We start from the raw sequence: 20,112 nt of genomic DNA on the forward strand, positions 1-20,112 counted from the left end.
CGCCGGGCCGGTCGGGTGTTACGGCTGTTCGCCGTCGTGGAGCGCGCTCACCTCCGCCGCGGTGAGCGCCTTGTCGTACACCCTCACCTGGTCGACCGAGCCGTTCCAGAAGTCGACGTTCCCGCCGTTCCACTGGGCACGGCCGACGGAGAGCGGCCCGGTGCTGACATCGGCGGGGCCGGCCGGGGCCGTCGCCGCGAGCGTGCCGTCGACGTACAGCTTGAGTTCGTCACCGTCACGTACACCGACGAGGTGGTACCACTTCCCCGTCTCGGGCTTCATCTCCAGACGGGCGCGGTGACCGCCCGGGGCGCTGAAGGCGAACGCGCCCTGGCCGTACTGGAGATAGAAGGGATTCTCCGTCCGTCGGCCGTCCTGGCTGACCACCGTGGCGTAGTTGCCGGGAAGCGAGTCGAGCGTGGCCCACGCGGACACCGAGTAGTTCCCGGTGGTGTCGACGACGGGGCCGCGGGTCTCGGCGTACTGCCCCTGGCCGTTGAACCTGAGCCCGGAACCCCGTACGCCAGGCGCCCAGGTGGTGCCCTCGCCGAGGGTCAGGGTCGCCTTGTTGGGGCCGCTGTCACGGGCCGTCGTGCCCTTGTTCTCGTCCAGCGACCAAGCGGCGCCGCCCTTCAGCCGGTCGCGGTCACCCGCCGCCGCGCCGGCCGCGATGACCTGCTGATTGATCTGCCGCACCTTCCTCGGGTCGACCTTGATCTCACGACGGTCGTAGGTCCACAGCCCGTTGAGCTCGTTCTCCAGATCGCTGACCTGGGTGTAGACGGAGCCGGACAGTTCGGCGCCGGCCGCGGCGAGATAGTACGTCCGGGTGTTCTCCACATACTTCGCCGTCAGCGCGGCCTTGTCCGGGACCCCGCTGTAGATCGCCGCGGGAGCATCCGGCCACATGTGTCCGGCGGTACGGAGTGTGAAACCACCGTGCTCACCGTCCATCGCGGCGCGGTGGTCGGGGAACGGCGCGTCATTGTTCAGGTAGTCGTGGTGGTCGATGATGTCGCCCTTGCCCGAGTCGCCCTTGGACGAGCAGCAGTTGACCCCGCTGTGCGCGTTGACGACTCGCGAGGGGTCGTCGGCCTGGACGGCCTCGGTGATCTTCCCGGTCTCCACCCGGTCCCACTCGCCCCAGCCCTCGTTGAAGACGATCCAGCCGCCTACCGAGGGCGCGTTGTGGAGCTGCCTCATCATCTCCTTGCCCTGCGAGAGGAACGCCTGCTTGCCCTGATCGCCGCTGATGTCGCTGGAGACGAAGTCCTGCCACACCAGCAGACCGAGCCGGTCGGCGTGGTAGTACCAGCGCGGCGACTCCACCTTGATGTGTTTGCGTACCGCGTTGAAACCCAGGTCCTTCTGCGCCTTCAGGTCGAAGGTGAGCGCGGCGTCGCTGGGCTGGGTGTACAGCCCGTCGGGCCAGAAGCCCTGGTCCAGCATGGCGAGTGAGAAGAACGGCCGCCCGTTGAGTACGAGCTTCTGGTAGCCGCCGACCTTCTCGACACGGAGGGAGCGCATTCCGAAGTAGCTGTCGACGCGGTCGGTGGACCGGCCGTCCTTCAGGCTCACCTGGAGGTCATAGAGATACGGATCGTCCGGCGACCAGAGGCGCGGGTTCCTCACCGGCAGGGTCAGCGCGCGGTTGGCCGGGCCGGTGACCGTACCGACGACCGTGCCCTTCGTGTCGCGGGCGACGGCCTTGATCCGGGCGCCGGGCGAGGCGTCGGCGGAGTTGACGGTCAGCGCGAGGGTGCCCTTGTCGATGTCGGGGGTCGTGGTCAGGGAGTCCACCGCGGCGGGCGCGACCGGCTCCATCCAGACGGTCTGCCAGATACCGGAGGACGGGGTGTAGACGATCCCGCCCGGGTTGGTGGACTGCTTGCCCTTCGGCTGATTCGGTCCGGTGACATCGGTGACCGCGACGATGATCTCCTGGGGACCCTTGCCTGTGACCGCGTCCGTGATGTCGGCGGTGAACCCGGTGTATCCGCCGGTGTGTTCGGCGACCTTCTTGCCGTTGACCCAGACGGCTGCCTGGTAGTCGACGGCGTCGAAGTTGAGCCTCAGCCGCTTGCCGCCGTCGCGGCCCTTGCCGATGGACCAGTTCTCCGGCACGGTGACGAGCTTGCGGTAGAACATGTGGTCCTCGTGTCGCTCAAGACCCGAGAGCTGGGACTCCACCGGGAACGGCACGATGATCCATTCGCCGAGCCGCTTGCCGAAGGCCGGCTGCTCGCCCGCGGTGGCTCCGGCGAACTCCCAGGGGCCGTTGAGGTTCTTCCACTGATCGCGCACCTGCTGCGGCCGGGGGTACTCCGGCAGTGGGTGCTCACGGTCCAACTGGTCGCCCCAGGTGGTGGTCAGCCGGTGCGTGGACCGGTTCTTGGCGGTACGGCTGATCTCGGGAACGGTTTCCCCGCCCGCCCGCAGTTCTCCCGCACCGTCGTACACGACGCGGACCCGCTGTCCCTTCTGGACCGGCGCGGCCAGCGTGACGATCAGCGCCTTGGGGTTGTCGACGGCCCTGGCCACCGACTTCACCGGCATCGGTGAGGTGTCGGCCTCGATCTTCAGATGGTCCTTGACGCCGCCGGTGTTCTCGACCTTGTCGTCGAACGTCGCCTGGAGTCGCCTGCCGTCCTCGGCCACGCTCAGCGCGACCGGGTAGACCTCGAAGTCGGCGGGCGGTGTGAACGCCTCCTCCGGGACGATCTGCTTCTTCAGGTCCTGGCTCGCCCAGCGGAGGAACATGTTGGCGCCGCCGGTGTCCTGGAACATCTCCAGCCGGAACTCATGGGGTTCGCCCGCGGTCAGCGCGATCGGCTCGCTGTGCTGCTCGACATCCCAGTCGGGCTGCCAGTGGTCGATGACGACCTCGCCGTCGACGGAGAGCCTGAACCCGTTGTCGCCGATCGCGGAGAAGGTGTAGTCACCGGTCGCGGGGGCTTCGATCTGCCCCGTCCACCGGGCCGTCGTGTGCTCGGTGCGCCCGGTCGTGGACTCGAACGTCCCGGTGAGACCGGGGAAGTTGATCTCGGGGTCCAGTGCCACGCCACCGAGCTCGGCGAAGTCGCGAGCGCCCGGCGCGGACATGCGGAAGTACTCCCCCTTCAGGCCGTGCACCTCGGTGGCCGGGTCGTCGGGCGCGAAGGCGGTAACGGGCGCGGAGGCGTTCACGGTCGCGGCGGCGGCACCGGCGGCCGGAGCGGCGGCGGCCGCCGGGACCAGGGTGGCGCCCACGGGCAGCAGCAGCGCGGCGGCACACGCGAGTGCTCGAAGCAGCGTTCGGGGGCGAAGTCGTTGTCGTCTCAAGGCGTCGTCCTCGTCGAAGGGACAGAAGTGCCTCGCACCCGCGGGATGCGGCAGCACACAGTCGAACATTGAGCCACAGCCCCAAACACATAACAACAGTCGTGCACTCACATTTTCAACGATGGAAAAGCGGTCACCGGCCGGGCACCGAACGAGCCGCTCATCCCCGCGCTGCGCCACGAGATCGATGCCCTGGTGCGACATTGCGCGGCGGACAGCGTGGCCCCGATCTGGCACATGGTCGACGAATCGCCTGCCCTGCGGAAGTACGAGGAGTCGATGAGGCTGCGCCACGCCGAGTCGCTGGCGAGGCGGCCTGGGAGGTCGGTTGCCCTTCCCGACAGGCGTGAGGAACTGTTCCGCCGGTCAGGCCCCGTCCTTCGCGTCGCCGGGGAGCAGCCGTGTGTCGACGCCCGGCAGTCCTTTGGCCCACCAGTGGTCGTAGCGTCCGTAGGCCCTCGGATCACGGGGGGCGAGGAACGCGATGAGCGACCCGGCCTCCGCGGCCAATCCCTCCCAGACATGGTCTGGAAGGGGATGGAAGGCGGTGGCCTCGATTCCACCGTCGACGGCACGCCAGACACCGGCGACATGGCCGTCGACCAGCAGGGTGGGCAGCACATCACCGTTCATCCGCGTCACGTGCTTGCGGTAGGCGGGTGGGATGACACGGCTGCGGTCGGCGTAGGCCAGCAGCGTGCTGTCCCACATCGCCATCAGTCGGGGTGGAGCGGGGGTGTCCTCGGCCGGCCGTGGCGCGCCGGGGATGTCGTACATCACCGTGCCGCCCGGGCCCTCCAGTTGCTCGAACTCGTCGGCGAGCGCGTTCACCGCCGCTTTGACCCGGGCCCGCTGCACGAGCGCGAACTGCGCGATGTCCGCCACCGACGCCGGTCCGAAGCCCTCCAGGTAGCGGCGTATCAGGATCCGCAGGCTTGCGTCGGCGACGTCGGGATCCGCCAGCACCGGCCGCGTGCGCGCCGCGACGAGCGAGGGCCGGGTCTGGAACGACCAGGGCCCGCCGGTCGGCGCGTGCCACAGCGGCGCGTACTGCCGCAGCATCCGCTGGGCCGCCGACTCCATCGGTGCGCCCAGCCGCGCCTGGAGCCAGCCCCCCAGTTCGGCGGGGGTCCGCGCCTGGTCGGCGTATTCGAGGAGATCCGGGACCAGTACGGTGGCGTCTTCGGCGGTGAGCCCGGATGCCGTGAAGCGCGGGTCGCGGAGCCTGGAGCCGCGCAACGTCGGCTCCATGGCCTCACGGAAGGTCCGGTAGTCGTCGGCGTGGACCGCGTGCAACGTGAGTCGCATCAGCGTCGCCTTCACCGTCCGGTGTCCGGCGAGGGCCCCGTCGAGGTCGGCCGGATCGAACGCGCTGAGTCTGTTCCACAGCGCGATGTACGGCGAGGCAGGCTGCTGGGCCTGGAGGGCGACCACACGTCGCACCGCGTCCGCGACGTCGAGCGACTCACGGCTCAGCAGCAGTTGTCGGGCGAGGGTGGCCCTGTTGAGCGCCTGCGCGTTGATTGTCATGCCGGGGATTCTCTCGTGCCGTCGGCGGCACGGAACCGTCGGCCTCCGGGCGGCCGTTCCGCTCGCGCGCCCGGCCGTTCCGCTCGCGCGCGGCCGCCCGGACTCGGGCGCGTACCGATCGACCTGTACGCGGTCGTTCATCGCCGTGCACACCCCGGAACGCGATCCGCGCTCCGGGGCATACGGCCACCCTCGTCCACGGCCGGGCGCCGTGTGTCAGTCCACGAGCATGACGTTGAGCGGCACCGCTCCGGCCGTCGGCGCGAACGCACCGCCGAAGTTGCCCTCGACCTCCGCCTTCTCGGCAGCGTTCGGGTAGGGGTTCGTGCAGGAGATTCCCGCGGTGGAACCGGACATCAGGCTCGAACACGGCCCGGGCTTGCGGTCCGGCAGGCCCAGGATGTGACCCAGTTCGTGGGACGAGATACGGATCGTGTCGTAGCCCTGGTCCACGGCCTGCCGCCCGATGTAGACGGTTCCGTTGCCCAGTGAGGTGGTGATGGCGCGGGGCCAGCCGTTGTCCGCGAGGACCCGTATGTTGGCGCGCTGCCCGGCCGCCGACGGCCGCAGTTCGACGGCGTCGACCACCTCGTTCCAGATCGCCGCGCCCCGGTCGACCGCAGACCTGAACTCCGCGGAACCGCTGGCGTCGTAGGTGACCACGCGTGCGGCCGAGGCCGTGTCCGCGGCCGAGGCCCTGTCGGTGTCCGCGGCGGGGGCGGCGACGGCCTGGCCACCCACCAGGGAAAGAGTCAGGGCGAACGCGGCGACGAGCCCGCGGGTCAACTTGGGAACGTGCATGGTCGACCTCCTTGGGGGAGAGATGAGACGTCATGCGGATGGTCGTGCACATGACATGAGTACCTCTGCTCACTGCCCAGAGGGGATCGATACCAATCCGTCAATCCAGCAGCCTGATCCGCAGGCGGGGTTGGCGCGTGCCCCGGCCGTGGGCGGGAGCGCGCGTCACCCCGTGGTCTCGCCTTCGGCACGGGCCCGCGCCGCGAGCGCCCGGGACAATCGGTCGCCGACCACGGGCGCGATGGCCTGGGCGTAGGTCTCGGCGATATGGCTCTCGTCGCGGTAGACGAGTGTGTCGGCCACAACGATCGGACAGTCGCCGTCGGGCGCACAGAACCAGGGCTCGGGGTCGATGACCGTTACCCCGCTGGAGGCCGCCGCCGCACGACTGGCCTTTCCGTGGACCGGGTCCCGGACCTCCTTGGCCGTGTCGGTGGCACATGTGGTCAGCCGCAGAGGGTACGACGCGGCGCAGTCGACCGCGTCGGCCTCGGGCCAGGGTGTGTCGAGGACGTCGACCACCCGGGCACCGGTCGCCGTGAGGCGCTGGAAGGTCGTGCGGTACCCGGCCGTCCATTCGCGAAGGGGATCAAGCCTGGTGTCGGCCAGGGTGCCCGCGTCGGAGGACGAGGCGATCACAAGGAAGGGACGCAACTCGCCGATCCTGGCGAGGGCGTTGTTCCGCCAGGTGTCACAGGACCGGTAGGGCTTGTGCTCGTTGACAGTGGTCACCGTCGCGACCTTGCACGACGCCTTGGTCAGCGAGACCAGCCGCCAGTGCCTGGTCCGAGCCAGCCGGTCCAGCGCCGGGAACCACTGGGCGGCGTGGGAGTCACCGAAGAGCACCACGACCTTGCCGGAGTCCCGGTCGCCGAAGACGCATGGCCGAGCGCTCGTGCTGGTGTAGTTGGCATGGCAGCCATCACGGTAGAGCGTCGACCGCTCGCTCTTGACCTCGCTGATCCCCGGCGTGAGGTTGCTCGGCAGGCGCGCGGGGGCGGTTCCCAGCAGCTCCGTCAGCCGCCCTTCGGCGTCCGGCGCGGTCCGTAGGGCGTTCTGGAGTACGGGCGCGGCCACGCCGGAGTCGATCGCGGGCGGAAAGGCCCCCGCGACCAGGGCCAGCGACACGGCGCCCGCCGACAGGCCCGCGCCCATGCCCAGCGCCCTGCCCGGCCGACGGCGCAGAACGGGATGGAACCGCACCGGGTTCTCCACCAGACGGGACGTCGCCCACGCGGCCAGCAGGGCGACGGCCATCAGAGCGCACAGCAGCGGAAGTTCCGGGCTCCCGCGCAGCGCTGTCGGCGCGATGACGAGCAGTGGCCAGTGCCACAGGTACCAGCCGTAGGACAGCCCGCCCACCCAGACCGCGGGCCGCAGCGCGAGCAGTCGTCGCGCGCCGAACCGGGTCGGGGCGCAGCCGCCGGCCAGTATCAGGGCGGTTCCGAGCACCGGCACCAGCGCGTGGTACCCAGGGAAGGGAGTGTCCTCGTCGAAGGCGCACGCGGCGATCAGGACGCAGGCGAGCCCGATCCAGGTCGCCGGAGCCGCGATCCGGGCCGGGAGCTTTTCCAGCCGGGTGGCGGCGAGGGCGAGGAGGGAGCCGGTCCCGAGCTCCCACACCCGGGTGTGCGGACCGAAGTACGCCCAGGACGGCGAGGACGCGGTGGTGAACAGGCTCAGGGCGAACGAGGTCACCGTCAGGACGGCCGTCGGCAGCACCAGCGCGACGGCGTAGCGCCGTGCCGCCATCCAGCTGCCCAGCAGAAGGAGCGGCCACAGCAGATAGAACTGCTCCTCGACGGCGAGTGACCAGAAGTGCTGGAACGGCGAAGGCGGGCCGCTTTGGGAGAGGTAGTCGGTGCCGGTGAGGGCCAGCCGGATGTTGGCCGCGTAGAGGGAACTGCTGAGGGCGTCGCCCACGTAGTCGGCGAACCGGACCTTGGAGAGGTACAGCCACGATCCGGCGAGGGTGGCCAGCACGACCACGGTGGCGGCGGGCAGCAGACGCATCGCTCGGCGGGCGTAGAACTCCCTGAGGGACAGCCGGCCGGTCGAGGAGAGCTCGCGCAGCAGCATCGACGTGATCACGAATCCGGAGATCACGAAGAAGACGTCGACGCCGACGTAGCCACCGCTGAACCGGCTCACTCCGATGTGGGAGAGGATGACAAGAGCCACCGCCAGGGCGCGAAGTCCTTGGATGTCCGGCCGCAGGTGTGCGGAGCCGGCCTGTCCCGGCGTGACTCGGCGGGGCGGCTCTGTCGCGGGAGGCGGCGGCATCGTGGTCATGCCCGTTACTGACCGGTGCGCGCGAACCGTTCCGGTGAGACAGCTCACAGGACCGGCGCGGCCCGGTGTCGGGCCGGTGAATCCACTCGGTCGCCCCGCCCGAGGCGGTGATCTTCCCCGCGGCCGGGTTCGGTCCGTCGCCGACCGGCCCCGACGGCGCACCCACGCCCGACCTCTCGGGGCGCCCGCCATGACGTACGTCACAGTGCCGCCCGCGAACGGGGTTCCCGGCTCGGCGCCCGACACCGGCAACGGGGCACCGTCGTGGGCCGATCCGAGGGTGCGCCCGGGACGGGCACCACGGTGCGCGACCGCGGGGCAACTAAGGGCACCCTTCCCTATCGCGGGATCGCCTGGTAAAGATGGCGGGGTTCCGTCGACACATTGGAAGTTTCGCAATGAATCAGGACAATGACATCGGCCTCATACCCTTCACGATCGACCTGACCCGCGAGGAAGTCCGACGACGGGCGGAGGTCGTCGCCGCGCTCGGGCCCGACTGGGACCCGGTGGCCGCGCTCCGAGACGAGGACGAGGCGTACGCGCTCCTCTACTCGGGCCTCGACGCCGAGCAGCGGCGCACCTACGACCTGCTCGTGGCGGCCGGTGTCCTGCCGAGGGAGGAGCCCGGCGGTGCGGCTTCCCATTGATCCCCAGGCGGACATCGCCCGTCGCGCCTGGGTGGCCTGCCCCGCCTGCGACGACGCCCGGCACTGCGCGACCTGCGCCGACCGTCGCAACTGCGGGGAGCACTGGCGCTATCTGATCTCCACCAGGGGGCCGGTCGTCCACCTTCAGTGCCCGCGATGCACGCACATGTGGTCACTGAACACCCGTCCGGGCGTCACCTGCCGCGACGACAGCGCCCCCTGGGCCTGACCACAGGCAGGGACCAAGGCAGGAACCAAAGGCAAGGACCAAAGGCAGCCGCCCGATCATGGGCACGTCCCACCATGGGGCGGCCGCCTCCCGCGCCACCGGCCGCCGGCTGTCGGTGCCGGGCTCCCCCGTCAGTCATCGATACCGGAGCGCTCCGCGCCCGCGACGATCTGGCGCTGCAACACGAGGAAGACCACCAGGAGGGGCAGGATCGACACGGCGGCGGCGATGAAGAGCTCGTGGAGGTTGATGGTCTGGGCCGTGGTGAACGTGGCGAGTGCGACCTGAACGGTCCAGGCGTCGCGGTCCTGGCCGATCACCAGCGGCCACAGAAAAGAGTTCCATGAGCCGATGAAGACGATCGCGCCGACGGCGGCGAAGACCGGCCGTGTGTTGGGCACGACGATCCGCCAGAACGTACGCCAGTGGCCGAGCCCGTCCACCCTGGCGGCGTCCTCCAGCTCACGGGGGAAGCCGAGGAAGTACTGGCGGAAGACGAAGACCGCCAAGGCGCTGAAGAGGGTCGGGATGATCAGCCCCCGCAGGGTGGAGATCCAGCCGAGCGCGGAGACCAGGACGAAGCTCGGGACGAAGGTGACGGCGGACGGGATCATGAGAGTGACCAGGAACGCGTAGAAGACGTGGTTCGCGTAGGGGTATTCGATGCGGGCCAGGCCGTACCCGGCGAGCGAGGCGAGCACCAGCGTTCCGGCGGTGGTGAGAACGGCGATCACGGCAGAATTCCACAGCGCGCGCGACATGGGCACACTGCTGTCGTCGAACAGCTCCCGGAGATTGCCCCAGTTCAGACTGTCCGGGAAGAACGTCCACTCGGGCCCGGTGATGTCCGCCTCGGTGGCCAGCCCATTGCGGAGCAGCAGGTAGAACGGGATGAGGAAGAGCCCGGCGAGCGCGATGAGCGGGACGAGGCGCAGTCCGCGGGCGAGCCGCTGGAATGGCAGGGCCCGGCTCGTCGAGTACGCCGCCGGTCCGCTCGTGGGGTGTCGTCGCACGGGTCAGTCCTCCCGTCGTCCGAGGCCGAACCAGCGCGCCTGCATCACCGTCACGACCGCGATGATCAGTGCCAGGATCACGGCGCCCGCGCTGCCGAGCCCGAGGTTCTGCCCTTGGCCCAACGCGGCGTAGTACAGGTAGACCAGGGGCGGTCTGGCGTACGGCGGATAACCGCTCGCCGTGGACAGCAGGTTGTAGAACTCGTCGAAGGCCTGGAAGGCGTTGACCACCAGGAGCAGGACGACGGCGACGGAGGTCGCGCGCAGTTGCGGGAACGTGATGTGCCGGAAGACCTGCCAGCCGGGGCGGGCGCCGTCGACCGCGGCGGCCTCGTAGAGCGTGGGTGGGATGCGTTGCAGCCCGGCCAGCAGGATCACCATGTAGAAGCCGGACTGGAGCCACAGTCGCACGGTCACGATGACCAGCCAGTACCAGGGCGGTCTGGTGGTCGACAGCCAGGCGATGGCGGAGCCGTCGAACCAGCCGAGCACCGTGTTCGCCAGCCCGTACCGCACCCCGTTGAAGATCGAGAGTTTCCAGATGATCGCGGCGGCGACGTAGGAGCAGGCGGTCGGCAGGAAGAAGACGGACCGGAAGAACGCCTGGGCGAAGCGGAGCCGGTGCACCATCAGCGCGAGCGCCAGGGAGAGGGCGTACGTCGCCGGAACGATGAAGAGGGAGAAGACGGCGAAGGTGGTGAGGCTGGAGATGAAGGAGTGGTCGCCGAGGATCTCGGTGTAGTTGTCCACGCCCACGAACTCGGTCGGGGTCACCGTGTTGTGGGCGTCGAAGAAGCTCAGCCACACGCTCCATACCAGGGGTACGTAGGTGAAGAGAGCGAGCCCGGCGGCGAAGGGGCCGGCGAAGACCCAGAACCATACGCAGCGGTTCTGGGGTCCGCGCAGCCGCCGGCCAAGTGACATGCCGCTTTCTTGAGTTGTCCCGGTGACTATGACCGCACCCGCTTCAACTCGGCCCTCGTCGTGGCGATGACCGGTCTGAGCTGTGCGGCCGGGTCGGCGCCGTCGATGATGATCCGGCTCAGGGCGTCCTGGAAGGCGGTCAGGCTCCTGTCGGTCCACAGCAGTGGCCCCGCGTATCCGTAGTCGGTCGCGAACCGAACGGCGTCGGCCGCGGGGCCCTCGGCGAGTACGGCCGTCTTCTTCGCCAGCGAGAGCCGGGCGGGGATGTGGAAACCGTAGGACAGCGCGAAGTCCCGCTGATAGTCGGTGCGTTCGACCCACAGCCACTTCACGTAGGCCTTCGCCGCCTCGACATGGCCGCTGCGCGCGCTGACGGCCGCGCCATAGGCGCCGACCGGGACCGACGGCCTGCCCTGGGGGCCATCCTCGGGGAAGGGCAGGACGCCGAAGTCGTCGCCGAGCGCCCGCTGGATGCCCGGCAGGGCCCACAGTCCCGTCCACTGCATGGCGGTCAGCCCCTGGACGAACGCGGACGGGTCGGACCAGTCGGTGGGAGCGCCGAGCAGGAGGGAGCCGTCGGCGTGGAAGCGGTGCAGTTTGCCGAGGGTCCGGGCGGCCCGCGGGTCGTCGAAGCCGACTTCTCCGTCGGAGGTGACCGGTTCCAGGCCGGCGGCGCGCAGCGGGGTGGCGCCGAGGACACCGGCGCCGCCGTCGTTGCCGAGGAAGAGTCCCTTGACGTGCTTCGTCGTCAACGCCTTGGCGGCGTCGATCAGTTCGTCAAGGGTACGCGGCGGCCGGACACCCGCCTTGTCCAGCAGGCTCTTGCGGTAGTAGAGCGCCTGCGTGTCGATGACCTGCGGGATGCCGTACACCTTGCCCTGATATGTCTTGGGGGCGAGCACCGCGGGATGGAAGTCGTCCCGGACGCCCGTCAGCAGGCCGGTCAGATCGGCGACCTGTCCTCCCCGGATCTGGTCGAGGGTCGGCCAGCCCTCGAAGACGTCCGGCGCGCTCCGGGTCAGTAGCGCCGCGGCCGTCTGCTGGTCGTAGTTCCCGGGCCGCCACTGGACGTTGACCCGTGCCTTCCGGTACGCGGACGCGTAGCGCCGCACCGCCTGTTCGGTGCCGGCCTCGCCGTATTGGTGATACCAGTGATCGAGCGCCGGACCACCGCCCGCTCCCCCGTCCCGGCCCCCGTCCCGGCCGGTGTTGGAGCCGCAGGCGGCGGTCAGCGCGAGGGCACCGGAGACGGACAGCAACCGCCGACGGGTGACGCGGTTGGTGGACGATCTTGACTGGCGCATGGTTCATCAGTGTGTGGCGCCGAGGTGTGGAAGCAGTATCGCTCGCGCGTGAAACCACCCGGATGTGTCTGTGAGCGGCTTGGCCCGTCAGCGGTCGGCCGCCCTCGTTCGGCGGGCTCGGGAAGGAACAACCGAATGGATGACGGAGCAGAATGACGTAACAGGATGGATGACGGAACAACGAAACAGCACGGAACAGCCCTCAGGTCGCGGCGTTGGTGTAGCGGCGGGCCAGACCCGCGAAGGCGTCCTTGAGCTCGACGGGGCCGACGACCTCGATGTCGGCGTCGAACCTGCCGATGGTGGCGGCCAGTCCGACCCATGACCATGAGCCCAGCACGAGTCGGCAGCGGTCCTGGCCGAGTTCCTCGACGACGCCGTCAGCGGTGTAGGGAGACACGGCCGCGGCCGGCAGGGCGAGGATCACCTCGCCGCGGCAGGGCCAGTGGCCCGAGCCGTCGGAGCCCAGGAACCTGGCGGTCACGAAGGCCGCCACATCCCCTCCGGGCAGTTCACGCGGGGTGAAGCGGGGCCCCGTGGGGGTACGCGGGGTGATCCGGTCCACGCGGAAGGTGCGCCAGTCCTCGCGGTCGAGGTCCCACGCGACGAGATACCAGCGCCCGCCCCAGGTGACAAGGTGATGGGGCTGCACCCGGCGCGGCGCGGGTTCGGAGCGGTCGTCCTCGGCGGTTCCCGGTGCGGATGCGGGGGTGTAGGGGGTGTAGTCGATGCGAAGCACCTCGCGGGCGTGGACGGCGGCGCTGAGCGTCATCAGCACACCGCTGTCGACCCCCGAGGTGTGCCGGCTCGCGGGCCGCTCGACGGCGGTGACCCGGAGAGTGTCGACGCGATGGCGCAGCCGGGCCGGCATGACCTGTCGCACGGTGTTCAGCGCGCGTACCGCGGCTTCCTCGATGCCCGCACCGGCGGTGGTGGCGATCTGGAGGGCGACGGCGAGGGCGACGGCCTGTTCGTCGTCGAACAGCAACGGGGGCAGCTCCGAGCCCGCGTCGAGCCGGTAGCCACCGTCGGGCCCCTTGAACGCCACGATGGGATAGCCGAGTTCACGCAGACGGTCGACATCGCGGCGTACGGTGCGGGGGCTGATCTCCAGCCGCTCCGCCAACAGCGCACCGGGCCAGTCCCGGCGCGCCTGGAGCAGCGAGAGGAGGGCGAGCAGTCGCGCTGAGGTTTTCGGCATGACTCCATAGTGCCCCGAGAAGCGGACACACCCTGTCCGCTTCCCCTGGGACTGTTGTCTCGTGCGAGACACCGAGAACAGCACCGAGAACAGCACCGAGAACAACCGGAAGGACCTGATCATCATGACCCCCGCGACCACACCCGGCTCAAGCGTCGACGCCGAGCGGACCGACCTGCTCGCCGCCCTCACGACCGCGCGATCGGCCCTGATCAACACCGTGCGCGGGCTCAGCGACGAACAGGCCGGCGAGCACCCGACGGTCAGCGAGCTGTGCCTGGGCGGGCTGATCAAGCATGTGGCGTCCATGGAGGAAGGCTGGGCGCGCTTCGCGGTCGAGGGCCCGTCGGCGATGCGCTACGACCTGCCCGACGGTGTCACCTGGGGCGACATCGCCGCCGGCACCGCACGCGAGTTCCCGCGGTGGGCGATCGACCACCGGAACGACTTCCAGATGCTGCCCGGCGAGACGCTGGCCGGGGTCGTCGCGCGGTACGAGGAGGTCGCCGCCAGGACCGAGGAGATCGCCACCACCGTGCCCGACCTGTCGACGACACACCCGCTGCCCGAGGCGCCCTGGAACGAGCCGGGTGCGGTGCTCAGTGTGCGCGGGGTGCTGCTGCACCTCATCGCCGAGACCGCCCAGCACGCCGGGCACGCGGACATCCTGCGCGAGACGCTCGACGGCCAGAAGTCGACCTGACCGGCGAGGGATTGGGGCCAGGACCGGACAGCCGCCCGCCGGCCGTCCGGTCCTGGCCCCAAGGCGGGTACGAAACGGATACGGAACGTGTACGGATGCGAAGGGAACGGCGTCACCGTGAGAATGCGTGAACCGGGGCGGACCGGTATGCGGGTCGGCCCCCACCGCCTGGGCGGCATGACGGCCGGACAGGCCGGTACCACCGACCGGCGGCGCGCCGCGGGCGTGGTCCGATGACCGTTCTCGACACCCGGGCGCTCAACCGCGCGACGCTGGCCCGGCAGTTGCTGCTCGATCGCGCCGACGTACCGGTCCTCGACGCCGTCGCGCACCTCGGCGGTCTGCAAGCACAGGAACCTCAGGAACCGTTCGTCGGGCTCTGGTCACGGTTGCGCGCGTTCGACCCGTCGGTGCTGTCGGATCTGCTGACCGGGCGGCGTGTGGTGCGGACCCATCTCATGCGCCGCACCGTCCACCTCGTCACCGCCGACGACGCCCTGGCCTGGCGGGCCCGCCACGACACCATGCTGCGTCAACGGGTACGGGGAACCTACCGTCGCGAGTTCGACGGGACAGACCTCGGCGAGTTGTCCGCGGCGGGCCTGGCGGTCATGGCCGACGGCGAGCCCCGCTCGATGAGCGAGCTCGCGCGAGCGCTCGCCGACCGCTGGCCGACGCCGGGGACGCGACCACTGGGCGAGATGCTGATCGCCGCCCTCGTCCCGGTGGCGCAGATGCCGCCGCGCGGGCTCTGGCGGACCAAGGGAGGAGTGCGCAATGTGCTGCTCGCGTCCTGGCTGGGCCGCGAGATCGACCCTCCGTCCCCGGACGGCTCCGATCCTGTGGGCCAGGCGCTGGTACGGCGCTACCTGGCCGCGTTCGGCCCGGCGGCCTCGGCCGACCTCCGCGCCTGGTGCGGCCTCACCGGACTGCCGGCCGCGGTCGCCGCGATACGCGAGGAGCTGGTGACCTTCCGTGACGAGCGCGGCCGGGAACTGCTCGACCTCCCCGACGCACCGCGCCCCGACCCCGGCACACCGGCCCCGGTGCGGTTCCTGCCGGCGTTCGACAACGCGATCCTCGGCTACCACGACCGCGGCCGGATCATCGACGACACTCACCGCGGCCTGTCGGTCACCGGCGCCCGCGTTGTCCTGGTCGACGGCCGGGTGGCCGCGACCTGGACCGTCGCGGCCGGCACGGTGGTGGTCACCCCGCTGCGCCCCCTCCGTCGGGCCGATCGCACCGCCGTGGCCGAACAGGCGCGGGAGCTGGCATCGTTCCTCTCCGACAACGACAGCGACCGCGTGGAGATCGCCGATGCTCCCCGCTGATGGGGGCTGTCTCTGTTGTGGGGGCCGTCTCTGTCTCTGGTCAGAGGGCGTGATCGTCCTGAGGCCCGATGCCCACGAATCGCGGGTGCCCATAGCGTGGGGGCCATCATGGAACGAACTGACAACCGGCTTCTCCCGGTCCTGCTGCTCAGCGCCCAGGCCGTCGTGTGGCCGGGGTACACGCTGGCGCGTGGTGCGACCCCGACGGCCGCACACCTCCTCGCGGCCGTCCTGGTCGGCGGTCTGGTGGCCGTCGCGCTCACGGTCCGCCGTACCCGCCCGGTGCCCGCCCTCATTCTGGTCGCCGCCGCCTGCGCGGTCGGCTCGGGGCCACTGCCCGTGGGCGCGGTGGCCGTGCTCGGTACCGCTGGTGTGGCGCTGGCCCTGTTCACGGTGGCCACTGAACGGGACACCTTCACGGCGCTGCTGTGCGTGGCGACGCTCGCGCTCTGGCAGCTCGTGCACGGCATCAGCCTGCACGATCTCGGCGGCGGCCAGGGTCTCGACCTGGTCCTCACCACGCTGCTCTACGCGACCGCCACCGGTACGGGGCTGTTCCTGCGCCGGGTACGGGCGGCTCGGCAAGCCGCCGAACGGCGTCTGCGCCGGGCGGAGGACGAGCGGCACCGGCTTCCGGCGGCGGAACGACGCCGGATGGAAAGGGAGTTGCACGACGTCAGCGCGCACCATCTGACGGCGGTGGTCGTGACGGTCGAGGCGGCGCTCGGGCTGCGCGACCGCCGGCCCGAGCTGGCCGACCAGGCGGTACGGTTCGCCGCCGAGACCGGCCGCGAGGTGACCCGGGCACTGAGCGCGGTGAGGGCCCCCACACCCACACCGGAGGACCTCCCGGCGCCGGAGGAGCGACTGCGCGAACTGGTGGCCGGATTCCGTGCTCTCGGCCAGCCGGTGACCTATGAGGCCGAGGCCCTTCCGGACGGCTCCGTCGGCGACGCCGCGTACGGCATTGTCCGCGAGGCGCTGACCAATGTGGTTCGCCATGCCTCCGGCGCGCCCACCACCGTGCGCTGCTCCTACGGCGACACCCACACGGACATCGTGGTGCGCAACGCTCCGCCGGACGCGTCCGGCACCGGTACACCGCGCGGCAAGGGGCTCGGGGGCGGGAACGGCCAGAACTTCCTGCGCGGCCGGGCTCGGGAGGCGGGCGGCACGCTCACCAGCGGGCCGACACCGGACGGAGGGTGGGAGGTGCACGCGGTCCTGCCGGGGCGGAACAGGGCAGCGCCGGCCGCGTCCGTTCCACGCGTCCACCGCTTCGCTCAGCTCATCGCCGCCGCGGGGCTGTGCCTCCAGCCGCTGCTGCCGCTCCTGGTCGTCAGGGAGAGTACGACGCCTGCCGGACCGGGGGTCTCTGCCGGTGCGCTCTTCGCGCTGCTCGCCACGGCGCAGGTGCTCACACTGCTGTGGTCGCGGCGGGTTCCGCGGACCGCGCTGGGTGTGCTGCTGGTCCTCGCCGGACTCTGGCCGGTGGCAATGTCCGTGAGCGGGTACACGGGGCCGGTGCTTGTGCCGCCGGGGCTGAGCGCGCTCGCCACCTGCGTGGCGCTCGCCATGATGGCGGCCGGTGCCTCCGGGTCCGGCCTCTCCCCCGCCCGGCGCACCGCTGCGCGGCCCGCCGCGCGCCGGCCCGGTCCGAACGGGACCGTGACGGTGCCTCGTCGGGCCGGTGGCGTGGCCGTGCCCCGTCGGGCCGTACCGGTGGTGGCCGCCGCCGTGCACGCGGTCGCGGTGATCGCCGCCGTACTGGCCCGTGGTCTCACCTCTCCCGTCTGGGCGGTGGTCGGGGCCGCGATCGCCATGGCCGGGTCGGCGGCCGCCCTCGCCTGGTCCATCGGCGCCTGGTACGGGAAGCGCCGGCGAGCCGCCCGCGACACGGACCAGGACCGTCTCGCGGCATGGACGGAGGAAGCGGTCAGGGACGCCTGGGCCGAACGCCGCCGCATCACCATCGGGCTGGAGACCACCGTGCTGGCACGCACGGCCGAAGTGGTCGAGGAGGCGGAGGCGGGCCGGCTCGCGCGGACGGCGGAACGGGCCCGCGACGCCTTGACCGCCATGCGGTCCTTGCTCGAAACGGTCCGTGCCGGGGAGCGGCACGCCGAACTCCGGCCGCAGCCCACGCTCCAGGCACTCGACCTGCTCGTCGGCCAGTGCCGGGCCACCGGGCGAAAGGTGGAGGTGCGACTCACCGACCGCGTGCCGCAGCGGCTGCCCCCGGAGGTGGACATCGCCGCCTACCGGGCCGCCGAGGTTGTTCTCCAGGCGGGCGGTGACGAACCCGCGGAGCTCGTCCTCGACGCCGCGGACCATCAACTGACCCTTACCGTGACCGGCATGTCCCACGCCGGCCGCCTCTCGGCACAGCGACACCTGGTGACGCGGGCCGCCGCCCTCGGCGGCACCCTCACCACCGAACGACCGGACACGGTCCAGTTGTGTCTGCCCCTGAGCACCGTCCCGAGTGACGGGGCCACACTCCCGAAGGAAGCCCCATGACCCTCACCGTGTTGGTGGTCGACGACCAGATCGTCGTCCGGGCGGGCTTCGCGGCCGTCATCGACGCCGAGCCGGACATGACCGTCGTCGGTGAGGCGGGCGACGGCGCCGCCGCGGTGAGCCTCGCCGAACAGCTCGCGCCGGACGTGATCGTCATGGACGTACGGATGCCCGGGCTCGACGGCATCACCGCCACCCGGATCATCACCGGGCGCGACAATCCGCCACGCGTCCTCGTGCTGACCACGTTCGACCTCGACGCGTACGTCTTCGAAACGCTGCGCGCCGGTGCGTCCGGCTTCCTCCTCAAGGACGTGCAGGCGGCCGAACTGCTGCACGGCATCCGGGTCGTGGCCGGTGGGGAGAGCGTTCTCGCCCCGTCCGCCACCCGTCGGCTCATCGGCCACTACGCCGCCGACCGGCACGCGGGGCCGATGGACGGCAAGGGCGCGGCGACCCTGGACGGGCTGACCGCACGAGAGCGCTTCGTCCTCACCCTGGTCGCCTCCGGACTGAACAACGCGGAGATCGCGGCCGAACTCGACATCACCGTCGGGACCGTCAAGTCCCATATGAGCGCGTTGCTGCGCAAACTCGGGGTACGCGACCGGGTACAGGCGACCATCCTCGCGTACGACCTGGGGCTCGCCCGGGTGACCCCACCCGGCACACACCCGTGACGCCCACCGGACGTCCGCGCCCCCCACCGTCGACAGCGCATTGAAGCCATGAGCACCGCACACGAGGAGAACACCGCATCGCGATCGGTCTCGGTGCCCTGGTGAACGCCGTGGTCATCGGCTGGTGCGCCCGCGCGCTGCGGCGGTGAGAGCCCGTCGCGATCAGACCGCCGGGGCCGGGTAGGTCGGGTACTCCACCCCGGATACGTGCTGGACGACCCGGATGACCTGGCAGGAGTAGCCGAACTCGTTGTCGTACCAGAGGTAGAGGATCGCGTTGTCGCCCTCGACCTTGGTGGCACCGGCGTCGACGATCGAGGCGTGGCGCGAGCCGATGAAGTCGCTGGAGACGGCGTCGGGGGCGCTGATGAAGTCGATCTGACGCTTGAGCGGAGAGCTCAGCGACACGTTGCGCAGATAGTCGAGGACGTCCTCGCGGTTGGTCTCGCGCGCGAGTCGCAGGCTGAGGATCGCGATGGAGACGTCCGGCACCGGGACGCGTATGGAGCTGCCGGTGATCCTCGCGTCGAGGTCCGGCAGCGCCTTGGCGACCGCGGAGGCGGCGCCCGTCTCGGTGATGACCATGTTGAGCGGGGCCGACCGGCCGCGGCGGTCGGACTGATGGTAATTGTCCAGCAGGTTCTGGTCATTGGTGAACGAGTGGACGGTCTCCACGTGACCGCGCAGCACGCCGTATTCGTCCGCCATCGCCTTCAGCGGCGGGACGATCGCGTTGGTGGTGCAGGACGCGCAGGACAGGATCCGCTCGTCCGGTTCGATCGCGTCGTGGTTGACGCCATGGACGACGTTGGGGACGTCGCCCTTGCCGGGCGCGGTCAGAACGACCTTGTCGATGCCCGGGCGGAGGTGCTTCGACAGACCCTCGCGGTCACGCCACCTGCCGGTGTTGTCGATGAGGATGGCGTCCTTGATGCCGTACGCCGTGTAGTCCACCGACGTGGGGTCGTCGGAGTAGATCACCCGGATCTCGTTGCCATTGGCGATGATCTTGCTGTTCGCCTCGTCGACGGTGATCGTGCCCTGGAACTGGCCGTGGACGGAGTCACGGCGCAGCAGCGAGGCGCGCTTGACGAGGTCCTGGCCGGCTCCCTTGCGCACGACGATGGCGCGCAGCCGCAGGCCGTTGCCGGAGCCGGTCTTCTCGATGAGCAGCCGGGCGAGAAGGCGGCCGATGCGGCCGAAGCCGTAGAGGACGACATCGCGCGGCGCGCGGCACTCGATCTTGTTGTCACCCGTCGCGCCCTCGACGGCCTCGGCGGTGAACTCCTCCTCCGAGAGACCACGATCGTCGGCCTTGTACGTCGCGGCGAGCATGCCGATGTCGATCTGCGAGGGGCCGAGATCGAGTGTGGTGAGAGCGCGCAGGAACGGGAGTGTCTGCGTGACCGAAAGTTCCTCGCCGGCGATCTGCCGGGCGAATCGGTGGGTCTTGAGGATGCTGACCACCGACTTGTTCACCAGGGAACGGCTGTGGAGAAGGACCGTGATGTCCCGCTCCCGGTGCAGCTTCCCGATGATCGGGATCATCGCCTCCGCGATCTCCTCGCGGTGCTTCCAGTTGGTGAACGATTCCTCAGCGACAGTCACAG

At 70.4% G+C, this 20,112-nt stretch carries 16 protein-coding genes and 1 pseudogene; 8 read left to right on the forward strand and 9 right to left on the reverse strand.

Annotated features, from left to right (window positions below):
- Window positions 1–18 precede the first annotated feature (18 nt).
- Window positions 19–3,321: a LamG-like jellyroll fold domain-containing protein gene (locus ABTZ59_RS13850; protein ID WP_503002765.1), complete on the reverse strand. Its 3,303-nt coding sequence runs from the start codon at window positions 3,319–3,321 to the stop codon at window positions 19–21.
- Window positions 3,322–3,447: 126 nt separating this feature from the next.
- On the opposite strand from ABTZ59_RS13850, the pseudogene ABTZ59_RS13855 reads away from it, so the two are divergent.
- A pseudogene (locus ABTZ59_RS13855) lies at window positions 3,448–3,630 on the forward strand (TetR/AcrR family transcriptional regulator); the annotation flags it as partial.
- Between the two features lie 57 nt (window positions 3,631–3,687).
- Here the strand turns inward: ABTZ59_RS13855 and ABTZ59_RS13860 are convergent.
- The 3 genes from ABTZ59_RS13860 to ABTZ59_RS13870 all read right to left on the reverse strand — a co-directional run bounded on the left by ABTZ59_RS13860 (window position 3,688) and on the right by ABTZ59_RS13870 (window position 7,944).
- Entirely contained in the window at window positions 3,688–4,851 is a 1,164-nt protein-coding gene (locus tag ABTZ59_RS13860) for a winged helix DNA-binding domain-containing protein (RefSeq protein WP_351395711.1), read from the reverse strand.
- 216 nt (window positions 4,852–5,067) lie between these two features.
- Window positions 5,068–5,652 carry a snapalysin family zinc-dependent metalloprotease gene (locus ABTZ59_RS13865; RefSeq protein ID WP_351395714.1) on the reverse strand — a complete coding sequence of 195 codons (585 nt, stop codon included), beginning with the start codon at window positions 5,650–5,652 and terminating at the stop codon, window positions 5,068–5,070.
- A 165-nt stretch (window positions 5,653–5,817) separates the two neighbouring features.
- A complete protein-coding gene (locus tag ABTZ59_RS13870; RefSeq protein ID WP_351395717.1) occupies window positions 5,818–7,944 on the reverse strand; it encodes an acyltransferase family protein in 2,127 nt (708 codons plus the stop codon).
- A gap of 398 nt (window positions 7,945–8,342) precedes the next feature.
- Between ABTZ59_RS13870 and ABTZ59_RS13875 the strand changes: the two genes are divergently transcribed.
- Entirely contained in the window at window positions 8,343–8,594 is a 252-nt protein-coding gene (locus ABTZ59_RS13875) for a DUF6400 family protein (RefSeq protein ID WP_351395720.1), read from the forward strand.
- Window positions 8,578–8,823: a hypothetical protein gene (locus ABTZ59_RS13880; protein WP_351395723.1), complete on the forward strand. Its 246-nt coding sequence runs from the start codon at window positions 8,578–8,580 to the stop codon at window positions 8,821–8,823. The genes ABTZ59_RS13875 and ABTZ59_RS13880 overlap by 17 nt, the downstream gene beginning before the upstream one ends.
- Before the next feature lie 131 nt (window positions 8,824–8,954).
- Here ABTZ59_RS13880 and ABTZ59_RS13885 read toward each other — a convergent pair whose 3' ends face one another.
- The 4 genes from ABTZ59_RS13885 to ABTZ59_RS13900 form a co-directional block, all read right to left on the reverse strand.
- A complete protein-coding gene (locus ABTZ59_RS13885) occupies window positions 8,955–9,785 on the reverse strand; it encodes a carbohydrate ABC transporter permease (RefSeq protein WP_351395903.1) in 831 nt (276 codons plus the stop codon).
- Window positions 9,786–9,839: 54 nt separating this feature from the next.
- Entirely contained in the window at window positions 9,840–10,760 is a 921-nt protein-coding gene (locus ABTZ59_RS13890) for a carbohydrate ABC transporter permease (protein ID WP_351395726.1), read from the reverse strand.
- A gap of 26 nt (window positions 10,761–10,786) precedes the next feature.
- Window positions 10,787–12,064 (reverse strand): ABC transporter substrate-binding protein, encoded by a 1,278-nt coding sequence (locus ABTZ59_RS13895; protein WP_351395728.1) that lies wholly within the window; start codon window positions 12,062–12,064, stop codon window positions 10,787–10,789.
- 202 nt (window positions 12,065–12,266) lie between these two features.
- Window positions 12,267–13,265, reverse strand: coding sequence for a helix-turn-helix transcriptional regulator (locus ABTZ59_RS13900; protein ID WP_351395731.1), 999 nt, complete (start codon window positions 13,263–13,265; stop codon window positions 12,267–12,269).
- Between the two features lie 124 nt (window positions 13,266–13,389).
- On the opposite strand from ABTZ59_RS13900, the gene ABTZ59_RS13905 reads away from it, so the two are divergent.
- The 5 genes from ABTZ59_RS13905 to ABTZ59_RS37365 all read left to right on the forward strand — a co-directional run bounded on the left by ABTZ59_RS13905 (window position 13,390) and on the right by ABTZ59_RS37365 (window position 18,651).
- Complete coding sequence (locus ABTZ59_RS13905; protein WP_351395906.1) at window positions 13,390–13,968, forward strand: DinB family protein; 579 nt, start codon at window positions 13,390–13,392, stop codon at window positions 13,966–13,968.
- Between the two features lie 233 nt (window positions 13,969–14,201).
- A complete protein-coding gene (locus ABTZ59_RS13910) occupies window positions 14,202–15,302 on the forward strand; it encodes a winged helix DNA-binding domain-containing protein (protein ID WP_351395734.1) in 1,101 nt (366 codons plus the stop codon).
- Window positions 15,303–15,410: 108 nt separating this feature from the next.
- Window positions 15,411–17,822, forward strand: coding sequence for a sensor histidine kinase (locus tag ABTZ59_RS13915; RefSeq protein WP_351395737.1), 2,412 nt, complete (start codon window positions 15,411–15,413; stop codon window positions 17,820–17,822).
- Window positions 17,819–18,502, forward strand: coding sequence for a response regulator (locus ABTZ59_RS13920; protein WP_351395740.1), 684 nt, complete (start codon window positions 17,819–17,821; stop codon window positions 18,500–18,502). The genes ABTZ59_RS13915 and ABTZ59_RS13920 overlap by 4 nt, the downstream gene beginning before the upstream one ends.
- Window positions 18,503–18,585: 83 nt before the next feature.
- Complete coding sequence (locus tag ABTZ59_RS37365) at window positions 18,586–18,651, forward strand: hypothetical protein (RefSeq protein ID WP_503002789.1); 66 nt, start codon at window positions 18,586–18,588, stop codon at window positions 18,649–18,651.
- Window positions 18,652–18,664: 13 nt separating this feature from the next.
- Here the strand turns inward: ABTZ59_RS37365 and ABTZ59_RS13925 are convergent, their stop codons facing one another.
- Entirely contained in the window at window positions 18,665–20,110 is a 1,446-nt protein-coding gene (locus ABTZ59_RS13925) for a glyceraldehyde-3-phosphate dehydrogenase (RefSeq protein ID WP_351395743.1), read from the reverse strand.
- Window positions 20,111–20,112 lie beyond the last annotated feature (2 nt).

The sequence above is a fragment of the Streptomyces sp. NPDC094034 genome, assembly GCF_040303865.1.
GTDB lineage: Bacteria > Actinomycetota > Actinomycetes > Streptomycetales > Streptomycetaceae > Streptomyces.

What these genes read in the sequence shown, in the direction of transcription:
- ABTZ59_RS13890 (WP_351395726.1), bottom strand. Translation starts at nt 10,760, where the DNA reads ATGTCACTTGGCCGGCGGCTGCGCGGACCCCAGAACCGCTGCGTATGG.
- ABTZ59_RS13900 (WP_351395731.1), bottom strand. Translation starts at nt 13,265, where the DNA reads ATGCCGAAAACCTCAGCGCGACTGCTCGCCCTCCTCTCGCTGCTCCAG.
- ABTZ59_RS13915 (WP_351395737.1), top strand. Translation starts at nt 15,411, where the DNA reads ATGGAACGAACTGACAACCGGCTTCTCCCGGTCCTGCTGCTCAGCGCC.
- ABTZ59_RS13910 (WP_351395734.1), top strand. Translation starts at nt 14,202, where the DNA reads ATGACCGTTCTCGACACCCGGGCGCTCAACCGCGCGACGCTGGCCCGG.
- ABTZ59_RS13875 (WP_351395720.1), top strand. Translation starts at nt 8,343, where the DNA reads ATGAATCAGGACAATGACATCGGCCTCATACCCTTCACGATCGACCTG.
- ABTZ59_RS13860 (WP_351395711.1), bottom strand. Translation starts at nt 4,851, where the DNA reads ATGACAATCAACGCGCAGGCGCTCAACAGGGCCACCCTCGCCCGACAA.
- ABTZ59_RS13870 (WP_351395717.1), bottom strand. Translation starts at nt 7,944, where the DNA reads ATGACCACGATGCCGCCGCCTCCCGCGACAGAGCCGCCCCGCCGAGTC.
- ABTZ59_RS13920 (WP_351395740.1), top strand. Translation starts at nt 17,819, where the DNA reads ATGACCCTCACCGTGTTGGTGGTCGACGACCAGATCGTCGTCCGGGCG.
- ABTZ59_RS13895 (WP_351395728.1), bottom strand. Translation starts at nt 12,064, where the DNA reads ATGCGCCAGTCAAGATCGTCCACCAACCGCGTCACCCGTCGGCGGTTG.
- ABTZ59_RS13905 (WP_351395906.1), top strand. Translation starts at nt 13,390, where the DNA reads ATGACCCCCGCGACCACACCCGGCTCAAGCGTCGACGCCGAGCGGACC.
- ABTZ59_RS13865 (WP_351395714.1), bottom strand. Translation starts at nt 5,652, where the DNA reads ATGCACGTTCCCAAGTTGACCCGCGGGCTCGTCGCCGCGTTCGCCCTG.